Origin of the sequence: Corynebacterium sp. HMSC065H09 (assembly GCF_001812845.1) — a bacterium.
GTDB classification, from domain to species: Bacteria; Actinomycetota; Actinomycetes; order Mycobacteriales; family Mycobacteriaceae; genus Corynebacterium; species Corynebacterium jeikeium_D.
Genome location: NZ_KV810577.1, coordinates 1 through 15,507 on the forward strand (window position 1 = coordinate 1; position 15,507 = coordinate 15,507).

Annotated in this window: 13 protein-coding genes; 3 read left to right on the top strand and 10 right to left on the bottom strand. The window is 58.5% G+C overall.

Annotated elements, in window-relative coordinates; all coding sequences use genetic code 11:
* Positions 1-324 precede the first annotated feature (324 nt).
* The 4 genes from HMPREF2878_RS01975 to HMPREF2878_RS01990 all read right to left on the bottom strand — a co-directional run bounded on the left by HMPREF2878_RS01975 (position 325) and on the right by HMPREF2878_RS01990 (position 3,712).
* Positions 325-1,197 (bottom strand): adenosylcobinamide-GDP ribazoletransferase, encoded by an 873-nt coding sequence (locus HMPREF2878_RS01975; RefSeq protein ID WP_070438582.1) that lies wholly within the window; start codon positions 1,195-1,197, stop codon positions 325-327.
* A 5-nt stretch (positions 1,198-1,202) separates the two neighbouring features.
* Positions 1,203-2,240, bottom strand: a complete 1,038-nt coding sequence (cobT, locus tag HMPREF2878_RS01980; RefSeq protein ID WP_049190512.1) for a nicotinate-nucleotide--dimethylbenzimidazole phosphoribosyltransferase — start codon at positions 2,238-2,240, stop codon at positions 1,203-1,205.
* 102 nt (positions 2,241-2,342) lie between these two features.
* Entirely contained in the window at positions 2,343-2,936 is a 594-nt protein-coding gene (locus HMPREF2878_RS01985; protein WP_070438579.1) for a bifunctional adenosylcobinamide kinase/adenosylcobinamide-phosphate guanylyltransferase, read from the bottom strand.
* A gap of 11 nt (positions 2,937-2,947) precedes the next feature.
* Positions 2,948-3,712 carry a DUF3043 domain-containing protein gene (locus HMPREF2878_RS01990; RefSeq protein ID WP_070438575.1) on the bottom strand — a complete coding sequence of 255 codons (765 nt, stop codon included), beginning with the start codon at positions 3,710-3,712 and terminating at the stop codon, positions 2,948-2,950.
* 297 nt (positions 3,713-4,009) lie between these two features.
* Between HMPREF2878_RS01990 and HMPREF2878_RS01995 the strand changes: the two genes are divergently transcribed.
* The gene (locus HMPREF2878_RS01995; RefSeq protein WP_005512007.1) at positions 4,010-4,351 is read left to right on the top strand and encodes a HesB/IscA family protein; all 342 of its coding nucleotides are present in this window, start codon (positions 4,010-4,012) and stop codon (positions 4,349-4,351) included.
* Between the two features lie 179 nt (positions 4,352-4,530).
* On the opposite strand, the gene asnB is transcribed toward HMPREF2878_RS01995, so the two are convergent.
* Positions 4,531-6,456, bottom strand: a complete 1,926-nt coding sequence (gene asnB, locus HMPREF2878_RS02000) for an asparagine synthase (glutamine-hydrolyzing) (protein WP_070652754.1) — start codon at positions 6,454-6,456, stop codon at positions 4,531-4,533.
* A gap of 498 nt (positions 6,457-6,954) precedes the next feature.
* Here asnB and HMPREF2878_RS02005 point away from each other — a divergent pair, with 498 nt between their 5' ends.
* Together HMPREF2878_RS02005 and HMPREF2878_RS02010 are read left to right on the top strand one after the other, a co-directional pair.
* Positions 6,955-8,130, top strand: a complete 1,176-nt coding sequence (locus HMPREF2878_RS02005; protein WP_049170235.1) for an aa3-type cytochrome oxidase subunit II — start codon at positions 6,955-6,957, stop codon at positions 8,128-8,130.
* 35 nt (positions 8,131-8,165) lie between these two features.
* Positions 8,166-8,612 carry an aa3-type cytochrome oxidase subunit IV gene (locus HMPREF2878_RS02010; protein WP_070652755.1) on the top strand — a complete coding sequence of 149 codons (447 nt, stop codon included), beginning with the start codon at positions 8,166-8,168 and terminating at the stop codon, positions 8,610-8,612.
* A gap of 159 nt (positions 8,613-8,771) precedes the next feature.
* Here HMPREF2878_RS02010 and HMPREF2878_RS02015 read toward each other — a convergent pair whose 3' ends face one another.
* The 5 genes from HMPREF2878_RS02015 to HMPREF2878_RS02035 form a co-directional block, all read right to left on the bottom strand.
* Entirely contained in the window at positions 8,772-10,499 is a 1,728-nt protein-coding gene (locus tag HMPREF2878_RS02015) for an ABC-F family ATP-binding cassette domain-containing protein (RefSeq protein WP_070652756.1), read from the bottom strand.
* Between the two features lie 166 nt (positions 10,500-10,665).
* Entirely contained in the window at positions 10,666-12,294 is a 1,629-nt protein-coding gene (locus HMPREF2878_RS02020) for a cytochrome bc1 complex cytochrome b subunit (protein WP_016423029.1), read from the bottom strand.
* Positions 12,291-13,502 carry a cytochrome bc1 complex Rieske iron-sulfur subunit gene (locus HMPREF2878_RS02025; protein ID WP_049170241.1) on the bottom strand — a complete coding sequence of 404 codons (1,212 nt, stop codon included), beginning with the start codon at positions 13,500-13,502 and terminating at the stop codon, positions 12,291-12,293. The genes HMPREF2878_RS02020 and HMPREF2878_RS02025 overlap by 4 nt, the downstream gene beginning before the upstream one ends.
* Positions 13,499-14,389, bottom strand: coding sequence for a cytochrome bc1 complex diheme cytochrome c subunit (locus tag HMPREF2878_RS02030; RefSeq protein WP_016423027.1), 891 nt, complete (start codon positions 14,387-14,389; stop codon positions 13,499-13,501). Before HMPREF2878_RS02030 ends, HMPREF2878_RS02025 begins: the two co-directional genes overlap by 4 nt.
* Positions 14,390-14,464: 75 nt before the next feature.
* Positions 14,465-15,079 carry an aa3-type cytochrome oxidase subunit III gene (locus HMPREF2878_RS02035; protein ID WP_088611596.1) on the bottom strand — a complete coding sequence of 205 codons (615 nt, stop codon included), beginning with the start codon at positions 15,077-15,079 and terminating at the stop codon, positions 14,465-14,467.
* Positions 15,080-15,507: the final 428 nt, after the last annotated feature.

The window sequence follows — 15,507 nt, forward strand, 5'->3', positions numbered from 1 at the left end:
CCGGAAAAGACACACTTTTCTTTACTTAACCCCAAACCCCACTGAACCTAAACCCCGGGAGTGTCACCCCAACAAAGAAAAGCGCGTCCCGTGCATCGCTGCGGCGGGACGCGCTTTTTTAATTAGCTGGGAGGCTAGAAGGTGTGCTCGTTCTTGGCGCCCCGGCAAACGGTCGGCGCAAAATAATTTGGGCGAGCCCCGAAACGAGCCTCCTGTACTCCGCCTTCCCGGCGGTGTGCCCTCAGAATACGTCCGCGTCAAAGCGACCGTCAATAGTTCTTTTTAAAGAAAACCCCAACGGGGGCAATGCGCGCATTTTCCCTGCTAGAACCCTATGGCAAGTGCCACGGCACAGACAGCGCACGTTATCTCAATGACTGCACCAAACACGTCGCCGTTGACTCCGCCAAACCTCTTCACGCAATGCCGCGTCAGCAGCAGTGTAACGCCAAAGCTCAGTGCACAAGCGACTACGCCCACGAGCCCAACCACCCAGCCCGACACAGCGAGCAGCAGTATCCACCAGCAGGTCACCGTGACTGTGGACTGAGTACCGGCAGTCAGAGAGCCGAAGCCGCTGTTCGAAAAAGGCGGAAAGCCGCGCCAGCAGGCAGTCGTTGCTGCCGCGCGAGAGGCTACAAAAGGCAAGCACAGCGCAACCACGCCAGGCCACATCTGACCGGCAGACCACTGCGACAGCACACTAGCCACAATCACGGCAAAAGCAGTCGTCGTCGTCAACATCGTCAGCACGATGGAGCCCACGCCCATTGGGCCGGTGCTCGGATCGCGCAGCACCTCCCGCGCCCCCTCCGGCGGCTTATACGAGCCGAGGGCATCCGCCACATCCGCCAGCCCATCCAGGTGCATCGCGCGGGTCAACATCTGTGCCGCCACCATAATCAGGGCGCCGCCGAGGATCGGGGTGACGTCGTAAAGCGTGGGCGTGCGTGACGACGACGTTGCGAACAGCGCCGCCGTGATGAGAACTGCACCCGCGGCAGGAACGAGCCCAGCTACTGGCAGTGCGGCGATGGCGCGACGGCCGGTGATGCGGTCGAACACGCTCGCGCCTTTGAAAGGCAGGATGGTGAGCCAGGACAGGGCAGTGGTGATGGCCTCAGCGACGGCATTGCCGTGAGCAGAGGGATCGCCGTCGAGGTTGTCCTGGCGAGACGGGCCGGCTTTGTCGGACAAGTCGATTAGTCCTTGGTGCTTACGCCTGCGTCGGCGAAAGTAGCCATGTTGCGCAGGACCGATACGCCGGACTTGACCAGCGGTAGGGCAGCGACGGCGCCGGAGCCTTCGCCAAGACGCATCCCGTATTCGAGAAGTGGTTCCTTATCCAGGTGTCGAAGGGCAAGCGCGTGCGCGGGCTCTGCCGACTTGTGGCCGGCGACCCACCAATCGCGGGCGCCCGGAGCGAGCTGGTCAGCCAGCAGAGCAGCGGATGTGACAACCACTCCGTCCAAAATCACAGGAGTGCGACGAACCGCTGCTTGCGCCAAGAACGCGGCCATCACGGTCATATCCGGCGAGGAAATACGACGGAGCACCTCAACCGGGTCATTGCGCAGGCGACGCACGCGGAACATGGCATCGCGTACGGCAGCGACCTTGAGCTTCCACCCCTCGTCATCAATGCCAGTGCCTCGGCCGACGACGACCACCGGTTCGGAGTTGGTCACGGCACCAATCAGCGCCGCGGCTGGAGTGGTGTTTCCGATGCCCAGGTCGCCGGCAATGAGCAGGTCAGCGCCTTCATCAACGGCGGCGTCGGCAATCGCGATGCCCGTGCGGATGGCCTTATCGACCTCCTCCTCGCTCATCGCATCCTCGCGGTCGATAGAACCACAGCTGCGACGGATACGGTATGGCCCTTCGGCATCGTGGTCGAGGGAAATGTCCACGCCGGTAACAGTGGCTCCCGCGATGTCAGCGATAGCGTTCACGCCGGCACCCTTTGCCTCGATATTGGCAAGCATCTGGATAGACACCTCGGACGGGTACGCGGACACCCCGCCCTGGGCAACACCGTGGTCACCAGCGAAGACATAAACACGACAATCGTCCAGGTCACGCGGAGGGCATTCTCCCTGACACGCCGAAATCCAAATGCCGAGTTCTTCCAACCGGCCAAGTGAGCCTGCGGGCTTAGTCAACTGCTCATGGCGCGCGCGGGCGGCCTGTTCAGTCTCTTCGTCAGGGCGTGCTACCGGTCCAAAATAATCCGCGTTCATACTCTCAAACGCTACCCGAAAACGATTTGTCTACCGACCATTGGTGCACAGCTATTCGCATTGCTAGGCAGACCGTCATAGGGGAAGCGGCGTGGAGTGAATCTAGCTCGCCGCCTTGACTTCCATGGGGCAGCCAGCCACAACTAGGACAACACGATCACAGATAGCTGCAAGCTGCTGGTTGAGAAGGCCAATCTCATCACGGAAAAGCCGCCCTGAGCGGTGTTCGGGAATGACACCGAAGCCCACTTCGGGCGACACAATGAACAGGTCGGAATCTGCGGGGAAGTTGCGCACGGCGTCGACAAGCGAGTGCGTCCACGGCGCGACGCTACCCCTCGGCGCCTCCCACAGCCCCTGCGCATCGATGATGTGCGTCAGCCAGGTGCCGACATCGTCCAGCAGCATGCGCCGCTCCGGCGACGCGAGAGCTTCCACCGCATCGACGTCATCAACCGTGTGCCAGGCCACTCCGTGCTCTTTTGCCTGTGCTTGACGACGAATGCGGTGCTCCTCGACCCTGGAGTGAAAATCGCTATCACCGGGCCAGGGCCGTGCTGTTGCGATGTAGTGCAACACCGTTGAGGCTGCAGCATCTGAGGCATCGCCGGTTGAGGCTGCGGCGGTGGCCAGCAGCTCGTGCTCAGCCCATGAGGACTTGCCTGAGCGGGCGCCACCGAGAACCAGAGTGCGCATGGCAGATGAGGCTACTTGATCTCGTCGCCGATGTTGACCTGCGGACGCGGAGTACGCAGACGACGCGGCTGAGAAGCGCGGGAGTAAGCGTAGAAGCCCAGTCCCCAGGCTCCTTCGGTGGTCTTCGGGAAGCGCTCGCGCGTCAGCTTGATGGCACGGCGGCCGATGTAGATGCCCTCGATGATCAGGGCAATGATGAGAACCATAGCGATGAGAGATGCGATGTTGGCCAGCTTCGGCAGGGAAGTGCCAATCATCATAATCAGCAGCAGAATCAGCGCGAACGGGAGGAACACGTTAGCGAGGAAGCGACGGGAATCAACCCAGTCGCGGACAAACTTGCGCTCAGCGCCCTGGTCGCGTGGCAGCATGTAGCGCGGATCGCCGGCGGCCATGCGCTCGTCGGCAATGCGACGCTGCTCACGTCGCTCTGCTCGCTCGCGTGCCTTGGCGGCCTTGAGCTCTTCCTTGGACATGGAGGCCTTGAGCTCCTTGCGGCGCTGGCGAGCTTCCTTAGCGGTCAGCGGCGCCTCGACCGGGCCACGGCGGATGCCGCGTTCGCGCTCAACCTCGTTGCGCTTCGGAGTGGGGCGTCCCTTCTTGGGAGTAAAAGCACCGCTGTGCTTCTTCTCGGGCTGCTGAGACTCCGAAGCGGTGCCCTTGGCCCCGCTGGATGCGGTCGCGTCGGTGGCTACTTCTCCGGCGTTGGTTGCGTCAGCGTTAGCTGCCTCAGCTGCCTTGGACTTTTTGTCATTCTTTTTCCACGGTAGATTCACGACCCCAGATTATAAGGTCTTCAAGGTGCTTCCCTAATTAGGTTGCAGGTTGAGGGTCAGGGGCGGGGCAAGGGCGAGGTTTTGGGGATGACCGCCGCAGGGGCAGGCGGGAAGAGTGCGCTTGTGGCGTGGGAAGCCGTGGTGTGGTTGCGATGTGGCGGCAAGAAGAGACTTCAGAAAAAGAGTACCCAGAATTGGGAATTAAAGACTGGTCGGTATGGTTGTGATAAATAATGACGTAGCCGACCTTGGGGTCGACTCGCATTCTTAAACACTTCAACAAGGAGGACACGCGCTATGACTACTGCTCAGAGCACTGGCGTTACCCTGACCGAAGCTGCGGCTGCCAAGGCAAAGGCACTTCTGGACCAAGAAGGTGCCACCGACCTGGCACTGCGTATTTCCGTGGCTCCGGGCGGCTGTGCCGGCCTGCGCTACCAGCTCTACTTCGATGACCGCAGCCTCGACGGCGATGTCGCCGAGGTTTTCGGTGGCGTCAAGCTGGTCGTTGATCGCCAGTCGGTTCCGTACCTGTCCGGCGCCACTATCGACTTCGCGGACACTATTGAGCAGCAGGGCTTCACAATCGATAACCCGAATGCCACTGGCTCCTGCGCTTGCGGTGACTCCTTCAACTAAGTCATTAGCTGAGCAGAGCTGTCAGCAGACGCTGTGAAAAGCGTCGGATAGTAAAAAGGCTCGGACCTCACTCTTGTTAACTGAGTGAGGTCCGAGCCTTTTCTTTTGGTTGCCCCAGCGATGGTGACAGCCTGCCGGGGCAGGATGGGGCTGAATCGCGGGGACCGTCGTAAAGCGAGCTAGAGCTCGACGGGGTAGTCGCGCTGCTCGATGTCCGGAGTGATGCGGTCTTCGATGAAGATGCCGTGCCAGACCATGAAGGCCAGGATGGTCCAGAGGCGGCGGGAGTGGTCGCGCTCGGTTGGGTGGTGCTCGGCGAGCATCTTGAGCACGGCGTCCTTATTAATGAACTCATCGGTCTGGGACTCGCGGATGATGTCCTCGGCCCAGCCGTGCAGTTCGTCGCCTGCCAGCCAGTGGCGAATCGGCACCGGGAAGCCCAGTTTGCGGCGGTTGAGGACGTGCTCCGGAACAATCTGCTCCATGGCGCGACGCAGTGCGTACTTGGTGGTGCCGTGAGAAACACGCATGTCCACCGGCAGCGTCTGTGCAACGTCGAAGACCACACGGTCGAGGAACGGCACGCGCAGCTCCAGGGAGTTGGCCATGGTAATCTTGTCGGCCTTGACCAGAATGTCGCCACGCAACCAGGTGAACAGATCCAAGTGCTGCATCCGAGTCACCGGGTCCCAGCCTTCAGACTGCGCGTAAATCGGCGCAGTGACATCGCTGTGGTCCCATTCCTTCTTGGCCCACGGCAGCACTTCCTGCAGCTGCTCAAAGTTAAAGGAACGAGCATTGCCGTAGTAGCGCTGTTCCAGCGGAGTAGTGCCTCGCTGCAGGAGCGACTTGCCGCGCATGCCTTCTGGCAGAGCTTCGCCGACCTTAGCCAGACCGCGCAGCAGGGGAGATGGAACCTTGTCGAACGGTTTCAGCGACAGCGGCTCCTTATAAATGGTGTAACCACCAAAGAGCTCGTCTGCGCCCTCACCGGACAGTACGACCTTAACGTGCTTACGAGCCTCTGCGGCCACGAAGTACAGCGGCACCAGTGCAGGGTCAGCTACCGGGTCATCGAGGTACCACATAATCTTCGGAATCGCCCCGGCGAACTCCTCCGGCGAGACGACCTTCACAATGTGCTCGACGCCAATGGCGGCGGCGGACTCGGCAGCCACATCGACCTCTGAGAAGCCCTCGCGCTCGAAGCCAGTGGTAAACGTCAGCAGGTTCGGGTTGTGGCGTTTGGCCAAAGTTGCAATCGCAGTGGAGTCGATACCGCCCGACAGGAACGAGCCCACCGTGACGTCGGCACGCATATGCTTCTCGACGCTGTCCTCCAGCGCACGGGCAATGCGGTCAAAAACGTCCTGCTCAGCGCCCTTAGTGACTGGCTGAATCGGGAAACTAGGCTTGAAGTAGCGGGTCTGCTTAACTTCGCCACCAGGCGTAACGATGGCAGTGCAGCCCGACTCCAGGCGGACGATGTCAGTGTGCAGAGACTCCGGTTCCGGCACGTACTGCAGGTCGACGTAGTGCTCCAGTGCACGCTTATTCAGCTTTTTCGCATCGATGCCCATCTCCGGCGCGGCCTCCAGCAGGGACTTCTTCTCAGAACCGAAAATCGTGCCGCGCTCGGTGGTGGCGTAGTAGAGAGGCTTAATGCCGAACGGATCGCGCGCCAGGAAAAGCTTGCGCTCGACGCTGTCCCAAATAGCAATGCCGAACATGCCGCGCAAGTGCTTTACGACGTCGGCTCCCCAGTGGTGGAACCCAACGACGATAGGTTCGCCATCGCCGGAGGTATTAAAGGCGTAACCTTCCTTCTCCAGCTGCTCGCGAAGTTCGACGAAATTGTAGATTTCGCCGTTGAAGGTCATGGAGTACCGATTCGGCTGATTTTCTGGTCCCCACTGCAGCGGCTGGTGGCTGTGAGCAATATCAATAATGGATAGGCGGTTGAAGCCGAAAACTGCGTCCTCATCGTGCCACGTGCCTGCATCGTCAGGACCGCGGTGCCGCATGCAGGGCAGAGCCCTTTCGACAACGGGAACGAGCTCCGCTGCGTCAGAATTTGCAGTCAGGATTCCGAGAAGACCACACATGCTTCGTGCGCGCACCTTTCAGTTAGTGTCACTTAGTGGATTTTGACGGCTTCGTAGCTAGAGGCTCAGCGCGACTGACTGTCGTCTGAACCGGTGGCCATGAAGAACCGCCGCGTGGCTGAGTAGTTGGGTTGAACCCCAGATTGGCGCCACATAGAAATGCTGCACCTACTTTAATGCCTTTTGGGGAAAAGGGAGAATGTCTTAGCTCGCCGTGTCTGGCCTCGGCGCGGGGTTATGCGGAACGGTGTGGGCGTCAGCTCGTGGCGCAAACACTAAAAAATTCATAGACTTGGGAGCGGCAACAGGGTGTAACTGGTGAGAATGCCACCCCCGATAGGCGGGTCTTTCTCAGTATTTTATTAGGGCAGATATACTCAAAGGCACCCCACAGCCATATTTATTGTGGAGAAAGCTTAAGAATCGACTACTCTGCTTGGGTAGGACGAAACCTTAATCGGTTATCGAAAATTGTGTGGATCAGGAAGGCAGACACACGTGAATCAGCGTAGAAAGTTCGGAGTCGCCCGTAAGCTCGGCGTCCTCGGCGTTGCCGCCGGTAGCGCAGCCTTGCTTGCCGGCTGTGATGTTAATCCTCCGGAGAACGGCTTCTTCAAGCTGCTCCGCTTTGGTTGGCCGGAAGGTGTTACCCCGGAAGCGCAGTCCATGGGTAACTTCTGGGTTTGGACCTGGGTTGCAGCTTGGATTATCGGCATCATTGTTTGGGGTTTCACCTTTTACTCGATGGCAAACTTCACAGCCAAGAAGGCTGAGAAGAAGGGCAAGGGCGAGTTCCCGCGCCAGACTGCATACAACGTTCCGGTTGAGTTGTCTCTGACTATTCTGCCGATTCTGATCGTGATGGCTCTGTTCTTCTTCACCGTTCAGACGCAGGACAAGGTGACTGCCCTGGATAAGGATCCGGAGGTCACTGTCGACGTCACCGGTTTCCAGTGGAACTGGAAGTTCGGTTACGCCAACATTTCCGCTGACCTGATGGGCGGCGAGGAATACAACGGTCGTATTGAGAAGCCGGCTGATGAGCAGTTCTTCACCGAGGGCGGCCACGAGGTTCCGTCCGCTGAGGATCGCGCAAAGCAGAAGGAGTACCCGGTTCACGGTCGCTCCAAGGAGAGCCTCGACTACCTCCACTATGACGAGATTGAGACCCTCGGTACCACCGAAGAGGTTCCGGTCCTCGTTGTTCCGGAAGACACTGCAATCCAGTTCGACCTCGCGTCCGCTGACGTGATTCACTCCTTCTGGGTTCCGGAGTTCCTCTTCAAGCGTGACGTGTTCCCGCACCCGGAGGCCAACAAGTCCAACCGTATCTTCCAGATTGAGAAGATCGACTCGGAGAAGATGGCTAACCGCCCGGAGGACAACCCGAGCGACAAGGTCAAGAACGCATTCGTCGGCCGTTGTGCTGAGATGTGTGGTACTTACCACGCAATGATGAACTTCGAGATTCGTGCTGTCTCCCGCGAGGCATTCACCGAGTACATCAAGTTCCGCCAGGAGAACCCAGAAGCTACTAACGCTGATGCTCTGAAGCACATCGGTGAGCCGGCATTCGCAGTCTCCACTTCGCCGTTCAACTCCGGTCGTGTCGACACCCGCGACATGGGTGACCGTGGTGCTAACACCATTGACCTGAACGCGACCGCCAAGTAAACCCAGCAAGATTCTTACCTAAAGGAAGTTCTCAAATGAAGTCTGCAGCAAAGCTCTTCTACGGACTTACCGTGTTCCTGGGGGTCATGGCTGTCGTCTACATCTTCGGCACTCAGTACCTTCAGGACACCGGTAACGTCATCAACGAAAGCCATGGTCGCCTCGAGTGGGCTGGCGCAACCGGCCTGGTCCTCGCAGCTCTGATGACTCTGATGCTCGGTGGATACTTCCACTTCACTGAGCGCCGCTCCGACATCACCCCGGCTGACTTCGAAGAGGCAGAGATTGCCGACGGTGCAGGTACCCTCGGTTTCTTCTCCGCTAGCTCGATCTGGCCGTTCGTGATGACCATGGGCATCCTGCTCCTGGGCTACGGCATCGCATTCATGGCCTACTGGCTGATTGTCCTTGGCGCGGTAATCCTGATCGTCTCCAGCACCAAGCTCAACACTCAGTACATCACTCCGCCGGAGAAGCACTAGTCCGAGTGCAATCAGACTGAACCACAGTCGTAGATAACCGAAAAGTCTCTCCCACTAACAACGGTGTTAGTGGGAGAGACTTTTTTGTTTGGACGAGTTGGGGATCCTAACTGGTGTTACCTCGCCGGTTAGGATCTGTAGTCAATATATGATTCCGCATCAGGCGAATTCGATGGGTTTCTGCCCCTTAGGTAGTTCGATGACCTCACCGTCAGTCACCTGCAGATGACGCGCTTCGAGCGAGTTGATCATGCGGTGATCGTGGGTAATCACAATAATTGTGCCCTCTGCAGATGCGATCGCGTCTTGGACCTGCTCGATCAGATCCACACTCAGGTGGTTCGTAGGCTCGTCGAGCAGCAAGATCTCCGGCGGGTTGGCTACGACCAACGCTAACGCCACCCGGCGCTGCTGGCCGATGGAGAGGCTTCCTACCGGTCGATTGGCATCCTCAGGGCTAAGCAATCCAAAGTCGTCGAGAGGCACGCGGGCATAGGGCGCAAGGTCGTACAACTCACGGGCGGACTTCTTTGGGTTTTCCCAGTCTTGTTCCTGAGCCAGCATGGCTACTCGACAGTTCTCGCCGATACGCACCTCGCCAGCCTGCGTCTCAACTTGCCCCATGATCGTCTTAAACAAAGTAGATTTGCCGGCCCCATTAGGGCCGGTGATCACGACCTTGTCTCCGGGACGAATAGTCAGTGAACCAACCCGAATTCGATCTGGGACGATCACACCGCGCATCTTGATGTGAAAATCTTCATCGCTGCCCGAAGCAGCGCGCTTGGTCGGTAAGGGTGCGGTCAACGGGGCATCAAAGCCCAGTAGTGCCGGTGGACGCTCCACACCTTCCTCAATGAGTTCCTCCAGCCGTTGCTTAGCCGAACGCACGCGGCGGGCGATTTGCCGCTCTACACGACCGCCACGGCGGTCATAAGCCATCTTGTTATTGTCCGTCATTTCCCGACCCGGTGAGACCTCACGAGCGCCATTCTCGATGGTGTCTTCCAACCGATTGCGTTCATGCTCCTCCGAGCGCCACTGGTGCTCCCATAGCTCACGCTGGTGGCGACGGTGCTTCGCGTAGTCGGAGTAATTACCACGGAACAGCCCAATACCAGGGCGCCCCGGCACCAAGTCTCCAATTACAGTACAAACGGCATCCAGGAAGTCGCGGTCATGTGTTGCCACCACAACCACTCCAGGGTGGTTCTGGATGGTGTCAATCACGAGCTGGCGACCGCGTTCATCGAGATGGTTGGTGGGCTCGTCGAGAAGCAAAATCTCTGGCTTTCGAATGAGCGTAATCGCGAGCCCCAGCCGCGCCCGCTGCCCGCCGGAAATCTCCGTGGTTAGTTGCTCTGTCAGGGGAGCGCCGTCCGGAGCAGTACCGGTCAGGCCGAGATGATCGAGCACAATCTCCGCACTATGTTCGGCGTTCCAGTCATCGTGAGCCATGACGTCCGAGAAGGCCTTCGAATACGCCTTCTCTGCCGCCTCAGACTCATCTGGGGTCTTTGCTAAGGCCATCGCCTCAGCTGCCTCTTCTAACTCCGCTAAACGACGTTTCGAGGGGCCGAGGGCTTCATCGATAAGCATTTGCACCGTGGAGTCGAAAGGAGCTTCCAGTTCCTGAGAGCCGAGTACACGCGTGCCAATATGAGTCACCGTACCGCTCGTGGGCCGACGACGACCCGACAGCAGCCAAAGAAGAGTGGACTTGCCGGCTCCGTTGTCTCCAACCAGACCGAGGACATCGCCGTCGGAAAGCGTGAGCGAGACATCGCGCAAAACAGGCGTGGCCTCGTAGTCGAAGTTGACACCGTTGGCGACAAGCTGTGTGGCGTTGCTCGAAAGATCGGTGGTGGGGGAGGGACTGGTAGACATATGTCCATTTTAGTACTGGTAAACAGCAGATTTGGTATCCGACATATGTGGGGTCAAGGCGAAATCGGAAGAATCTGGGTAACAAAAACCACCCCGGTCGACATCCGAAGTGGATGCGGACCGGGGTGGTCTTATTTGAGCGCAGTAGAAAACCTACCGCGGAATTTTACTGCTCGAGCTGGCGACGCTCTTCAGCGTTCTGAGCTTCGAGGTCACGGAACATCTGAGCCTGCTGCTCGTGGTTCTCGTGCTCGATACGAGCTGCCTCTTCGGCGATCTCCGGGGAGTCCGGGCTGAAGAAGCTACCGCGACCCGGGCTACCAGCGGCACCCAGTTCGTTCATGGTCTTCGGGACGTAAGCACCCTGGTACTCGAGCGGAACGGCGTGGCCGTGCTCGTCGACCGGACCCAGTGGCTGATGGACCTCGATGAAGGAACCATCAGGCAGCTGGTTGATGATGCCCGTCTCGATGCCGTGCTCCAGGACAGCGCGGTCAGAGCGCTGCAGGCCGATGCAGATTCGGTAAGTGACGAAGTAAGCGATCGGAGGCAGGATAATCAGACCGATACGGCCAACCCAGGTCATCACGTTCAGCGAGATCTGGAAGTGGTATGCGATCAGGTCGTTACCACCGGACAGAGTCAGCAGGGTGTAGAAGACCAAAGCCATGGCACCCAGGCCGGAGCGAACCGGCACGTCGCGCGGACGCTGCAGCAGGTTGTGGTGGGCGTTGTCGCCGGTGATCTTCGCCTCGATGAACGGGTAAGCGAAGAGCAGGACAACCAGAACACCACAGAGCAGGGCGACCCAGAAGACTGCCGGGATCGTGTAAGAGCCCAAGTAGAGCTCCCACGGCGGCATGACACGGGCAGCACCGTCAGTCCACAGCATGTAGATATCCGGCTGGGAACCAGCGGAAACCTGCGCCGGGTTGTACGGGCCAAGGTTCCAAATTGCGTTGATCTGGAAGATACCAGCGAATAGCGCCAGGAAGCCGAACGTAATCAGGCCGAAGGAAACGGACTTGACTGCGAAGATCGGGAGAATACGAACGCCGACGACGTTGTTCTCGGTACGACCTGCGCCAGGGAACTGGGTGTGCTTCTGGTACCAGACCAGAGCCAGGTGAGCGGCAATCAGACCCAGCAGCAGGGCCGGGAGAATCAGCACGTGTGCAATGTACAGGCGCGGGATAATCATGTCACCCGGGAAGTCGCCGTTGAACATCATCCAGTGCAGCCAGGTGCCGATAATCGGCAGACCGATGATGATTGCGGACATAATACGCAGACCAACACCGGATAGCAGGTCGTCCGGCAGGGAGTAACCCATGAAGCCCTCTGCCACGGACAGCAGCAGGAGGATGGAACCGATGACCCAGTTAGCCTCACGCGGCTTGCGGAATGCGCCGGTGAAGAAGATGCGGAACATGTGCGCCATGATGGACACGGCGAACAGCAGAGCACCCCAGTGGTGAATCTGGCGAATGAACAGGCCACCGCGAACCTCGAAGGAGATCTGCAGGGCGGTCTCGTAGGCGCGAGACATCTCGACACCGTTGAGCGGCGCGTAGGCACCGTCGTAAATGACCTTCGACATCGACGGGTCGAAGAACAGAGTCAGGTAAACACCCGAGAAAAGCAGGACTACGAAGGAGTAGAGTGCAATCTCGCCCAGCAGGAAGGACCAGTGGGTAGGGAATACCTTATTGAGCTGCTTACGCATGCCGCCAGACAGGGTGTAGCGGTCATCCATATTCTTAGCAGCGGTTGCTAGTTTCGTTGGATTACTCATGACTGACGCTCCCAGAATGCCGGACCGACGGGCTCAATGAAGTTGCCCTCTGCGTACATGTAGCCTTCTTCGTCAACGCTGATCGGCAGCTCTGGAAGAGCGCGAGCAGCTGGACCGAAGACTGGCTTGCCGTAGTGCAGTGCATCGAACTGCGACTGGTGGCATGGGCAGAGAATACGGTTCGTCTGCTGTTCGTACAGAGAAGTCGGGCAACCGATGTGTGTACAAATCTTCGAGTAGGCGAAGTAGTCGCCGTAGTGGAAGTCTTCCTGACCCTTGCGCAGGATTGCCTTTTCAGCGTCCTGGGAACGCAGACGGATCAGCATGACCGAGTTGCGGGAGCCGTGAATCGAGTGCATGTGTGCCTCGTAGACATCAGCATCCTTGGAGTACTTGTCGCCGTCGTTGACGTCCTCCTCCGGAAGAGGGAAGACGGTCTCCATGGAACCTGCGGACAGGTCCTCTGGGCGGAGGCGAACCAGGCGGGAAACGCCCTTAGTGGTGTAGCCGTGTACGCCCTCTTCAGCGATAGCGCCGGTGTCGCGACCCAGGTAAACCTTGTGGCCCTTCTCGACGAGAGTCCAGCCGGTGGTCCACAGGGTGCCGTCACCAGTGACGTCAACGTCGTGGCGTGGCTTCCACGGGTTCTTAATCATGCCGCCAAGCGGAAGGATCATGCCGATACCAGCCAGGACGGCGCCGGTACCAAGGAGGCCCTTGATAGCGGAGCGACGACCCAGGGTGGAGGTCTGCCAAGAATCGTTCAGCAGGGCAACGATGGTCTTCTGGTCGACCTCTTCGGACGGACCATCGTGGCGGCGCTGAACCGAAATTTCTTCCGGAATGAAGCGCTTGGTGAACTTAACTGCACCAATACCCAGGGTGACGATGCAGCCACCGATGGTGATACCCAGCAGCGGGGTGTACATGGTGTACAACCACAGACCCTCTTCGCCGTGACCCTTGTAGTGCCACGGGTAGAACAGGTAGATGGCGATGAATGCCAGGCCAAGAATGACCGACAGTGCCAGCCAGATGGTGACACCACGAGCCGCGCGCTTTTCAGCCGGGTCGTTGGCAATCGGGAAGCGTTCCTTGCGGTAAGCAATGGTCACGTCATCGAGTTCAGCACCCAGACGAGCGAGATCCGCATTGCTCATCTTCGACAGCTCTTCGGAGCTGTACTTCTTGTTTTCGTTATTACTCATCGGCGGGATCCAATCCAAAGAGCGGCCGCTACGAGAGCGACAATGCCTACAATCCACATGACAAGGCCCTCAGCAACTGGGCCGATGCCACCAATGCCCCAACCACCCGGGGTCGGAGTTTCCTTGGCGTTCTTGATGTAGGCGATGATGTCCTTCTTCTCGTCAGCAGACAGCTGGCGGTCAGAGAACTTCGGCATATTCTGCGGGCCGGTCAGCATTGCCTGGTAGATTTCCTGCTCATTTGCAGGATCCAGGACCGGTGCGTACTTACCGCTGGACAGTGCGCCGCCACGACCGGTGAAGTTGTGGCAGGATGCACAGTTCAGGCGGAACAGCTCGGAACCGCGAGCAACGTCAGCCTTGTCAAGCTCACCGTTCGGGCCGGCGTTCTTACCGCGCAGCGACTCCATAGCGATGGAGCCGTCCTCGTCGCGGACGATGCCGGCGCCGCCACCATTAGCCTGGACGTAGGCTGCGATAGCCAGCGTCTGCTCTTCGGAGTAACGCGGGGTCTTACGTGCTGCCTGAGCCTCGTTGCGGAGCATCGGCATACGACCGGAGTGAACCTGGAAGTAAACCGAGCCTTCGCCGACGCCAATCAGCGACTTGCCGCGGTCCTTAACGCCCTGAAGGTTGGCGCCGTGACAAGTAATACAAGCAACGTCGTAAAGCTCCTTGCCCTGCTGAATCATTGCGGCTTCATCCTGCTGAGCAGTAGCCGTCTGTGCATCAGGGGTCAGAGCATTAGCGAGGAAGCCCGCGCCGGTGAGGGCGAGAGCCATAGCCATAATGCCGGAGGCAGTACGGCGCATCTTGCGGCGGCCCTTTGACTTCGGGGCCGCAGCCAAGGACGTGGTGTCCTTGGTTTCGGAGGTAGTGTTTTCCATCTTTTTCCCTTTAAGACTGTTCGTGGAAAGTGGATGGGCTGTAGGCCGTACTAAACAAAGGACGGCCAATACGGCCTACTGGATGAAGTAGATGGTGATGAACAGGCCAATCCACACGACGTCGACGAAGTGCCAGTAGTACGAGACCACGATGGCAGCAGTGGCCTGTGCCGGGGTGAACTTCGCCTTGGAGGTACGGATAAGCACCACAACGAAAGCCAGCACACCCGCGAGGACGTGGGCTGCGTGGAATCCGGTGGTGATGAAGAAGACCGAACCGTAAATGGAGTTCTGAATGGTCAGACCGTGGCTAACCAGGGTGAAGTACTCGTAAGCCTGGCCGACGAGGAAGATTGCACCCAGGGCGGTAGACAGTGCGTACCACTTACGGAGTGCGAAAACGTCGCCACGCTCGGCCGCGAACACGCCCCACTGGGCAGTGAACGAAGACGACACTAGGATCACGGTGATCAATAGTGCGTACGGGACATTGAGGTGGCCGGTACCCCAATCCCACGAATCGCCCTGGCCGTTCGCGCGTGACACGAAGTACATCGCGAACAGACCGGCGAAGAACATTAATTCCTGAGACAGGAACACAATCGTGCCGACACTGACCATATTCGGTCGGTTCAGTGTCGCAGCACGACGTGGTGCTGTCATACCTTGATTTTCAACTGCGCTCGTCACAACTAACAGTATGTACTGTTCTTAAGGAGTAGTCACGTTGCAACCCCCGTTTTTGTATAAAAATTCCTAAAATCCCAGGTCGCGAGAAAAGGTTTCTGAGAATTTCACTAATTTTTCCCCTGTTGGGAACTTTCCAGTGTCCTTATCCGACGCGGGTGAATTCGAGGGCTTTGTTGTGCCGAGGTGCGCGGTGTCCATCCCCCCCTGGACTGCCAGGTTCACTTCCGGTGAACCTGGGTTTGCGATACTGCGGCATCAGCTGTCGGTTAGTTTATCGCAGGTTCGGCTCTATTTAATATCGTATTTTTCCAGTTGCCCCAATGGGGGTGAGATTTTCGGCGAACGCAAAAGGTGGACCTGGTGATGCGCTGGATATATGGGGGAGGTATCTTGTCTTATTACGTACATCACGGTGGGATTTTTCAAAA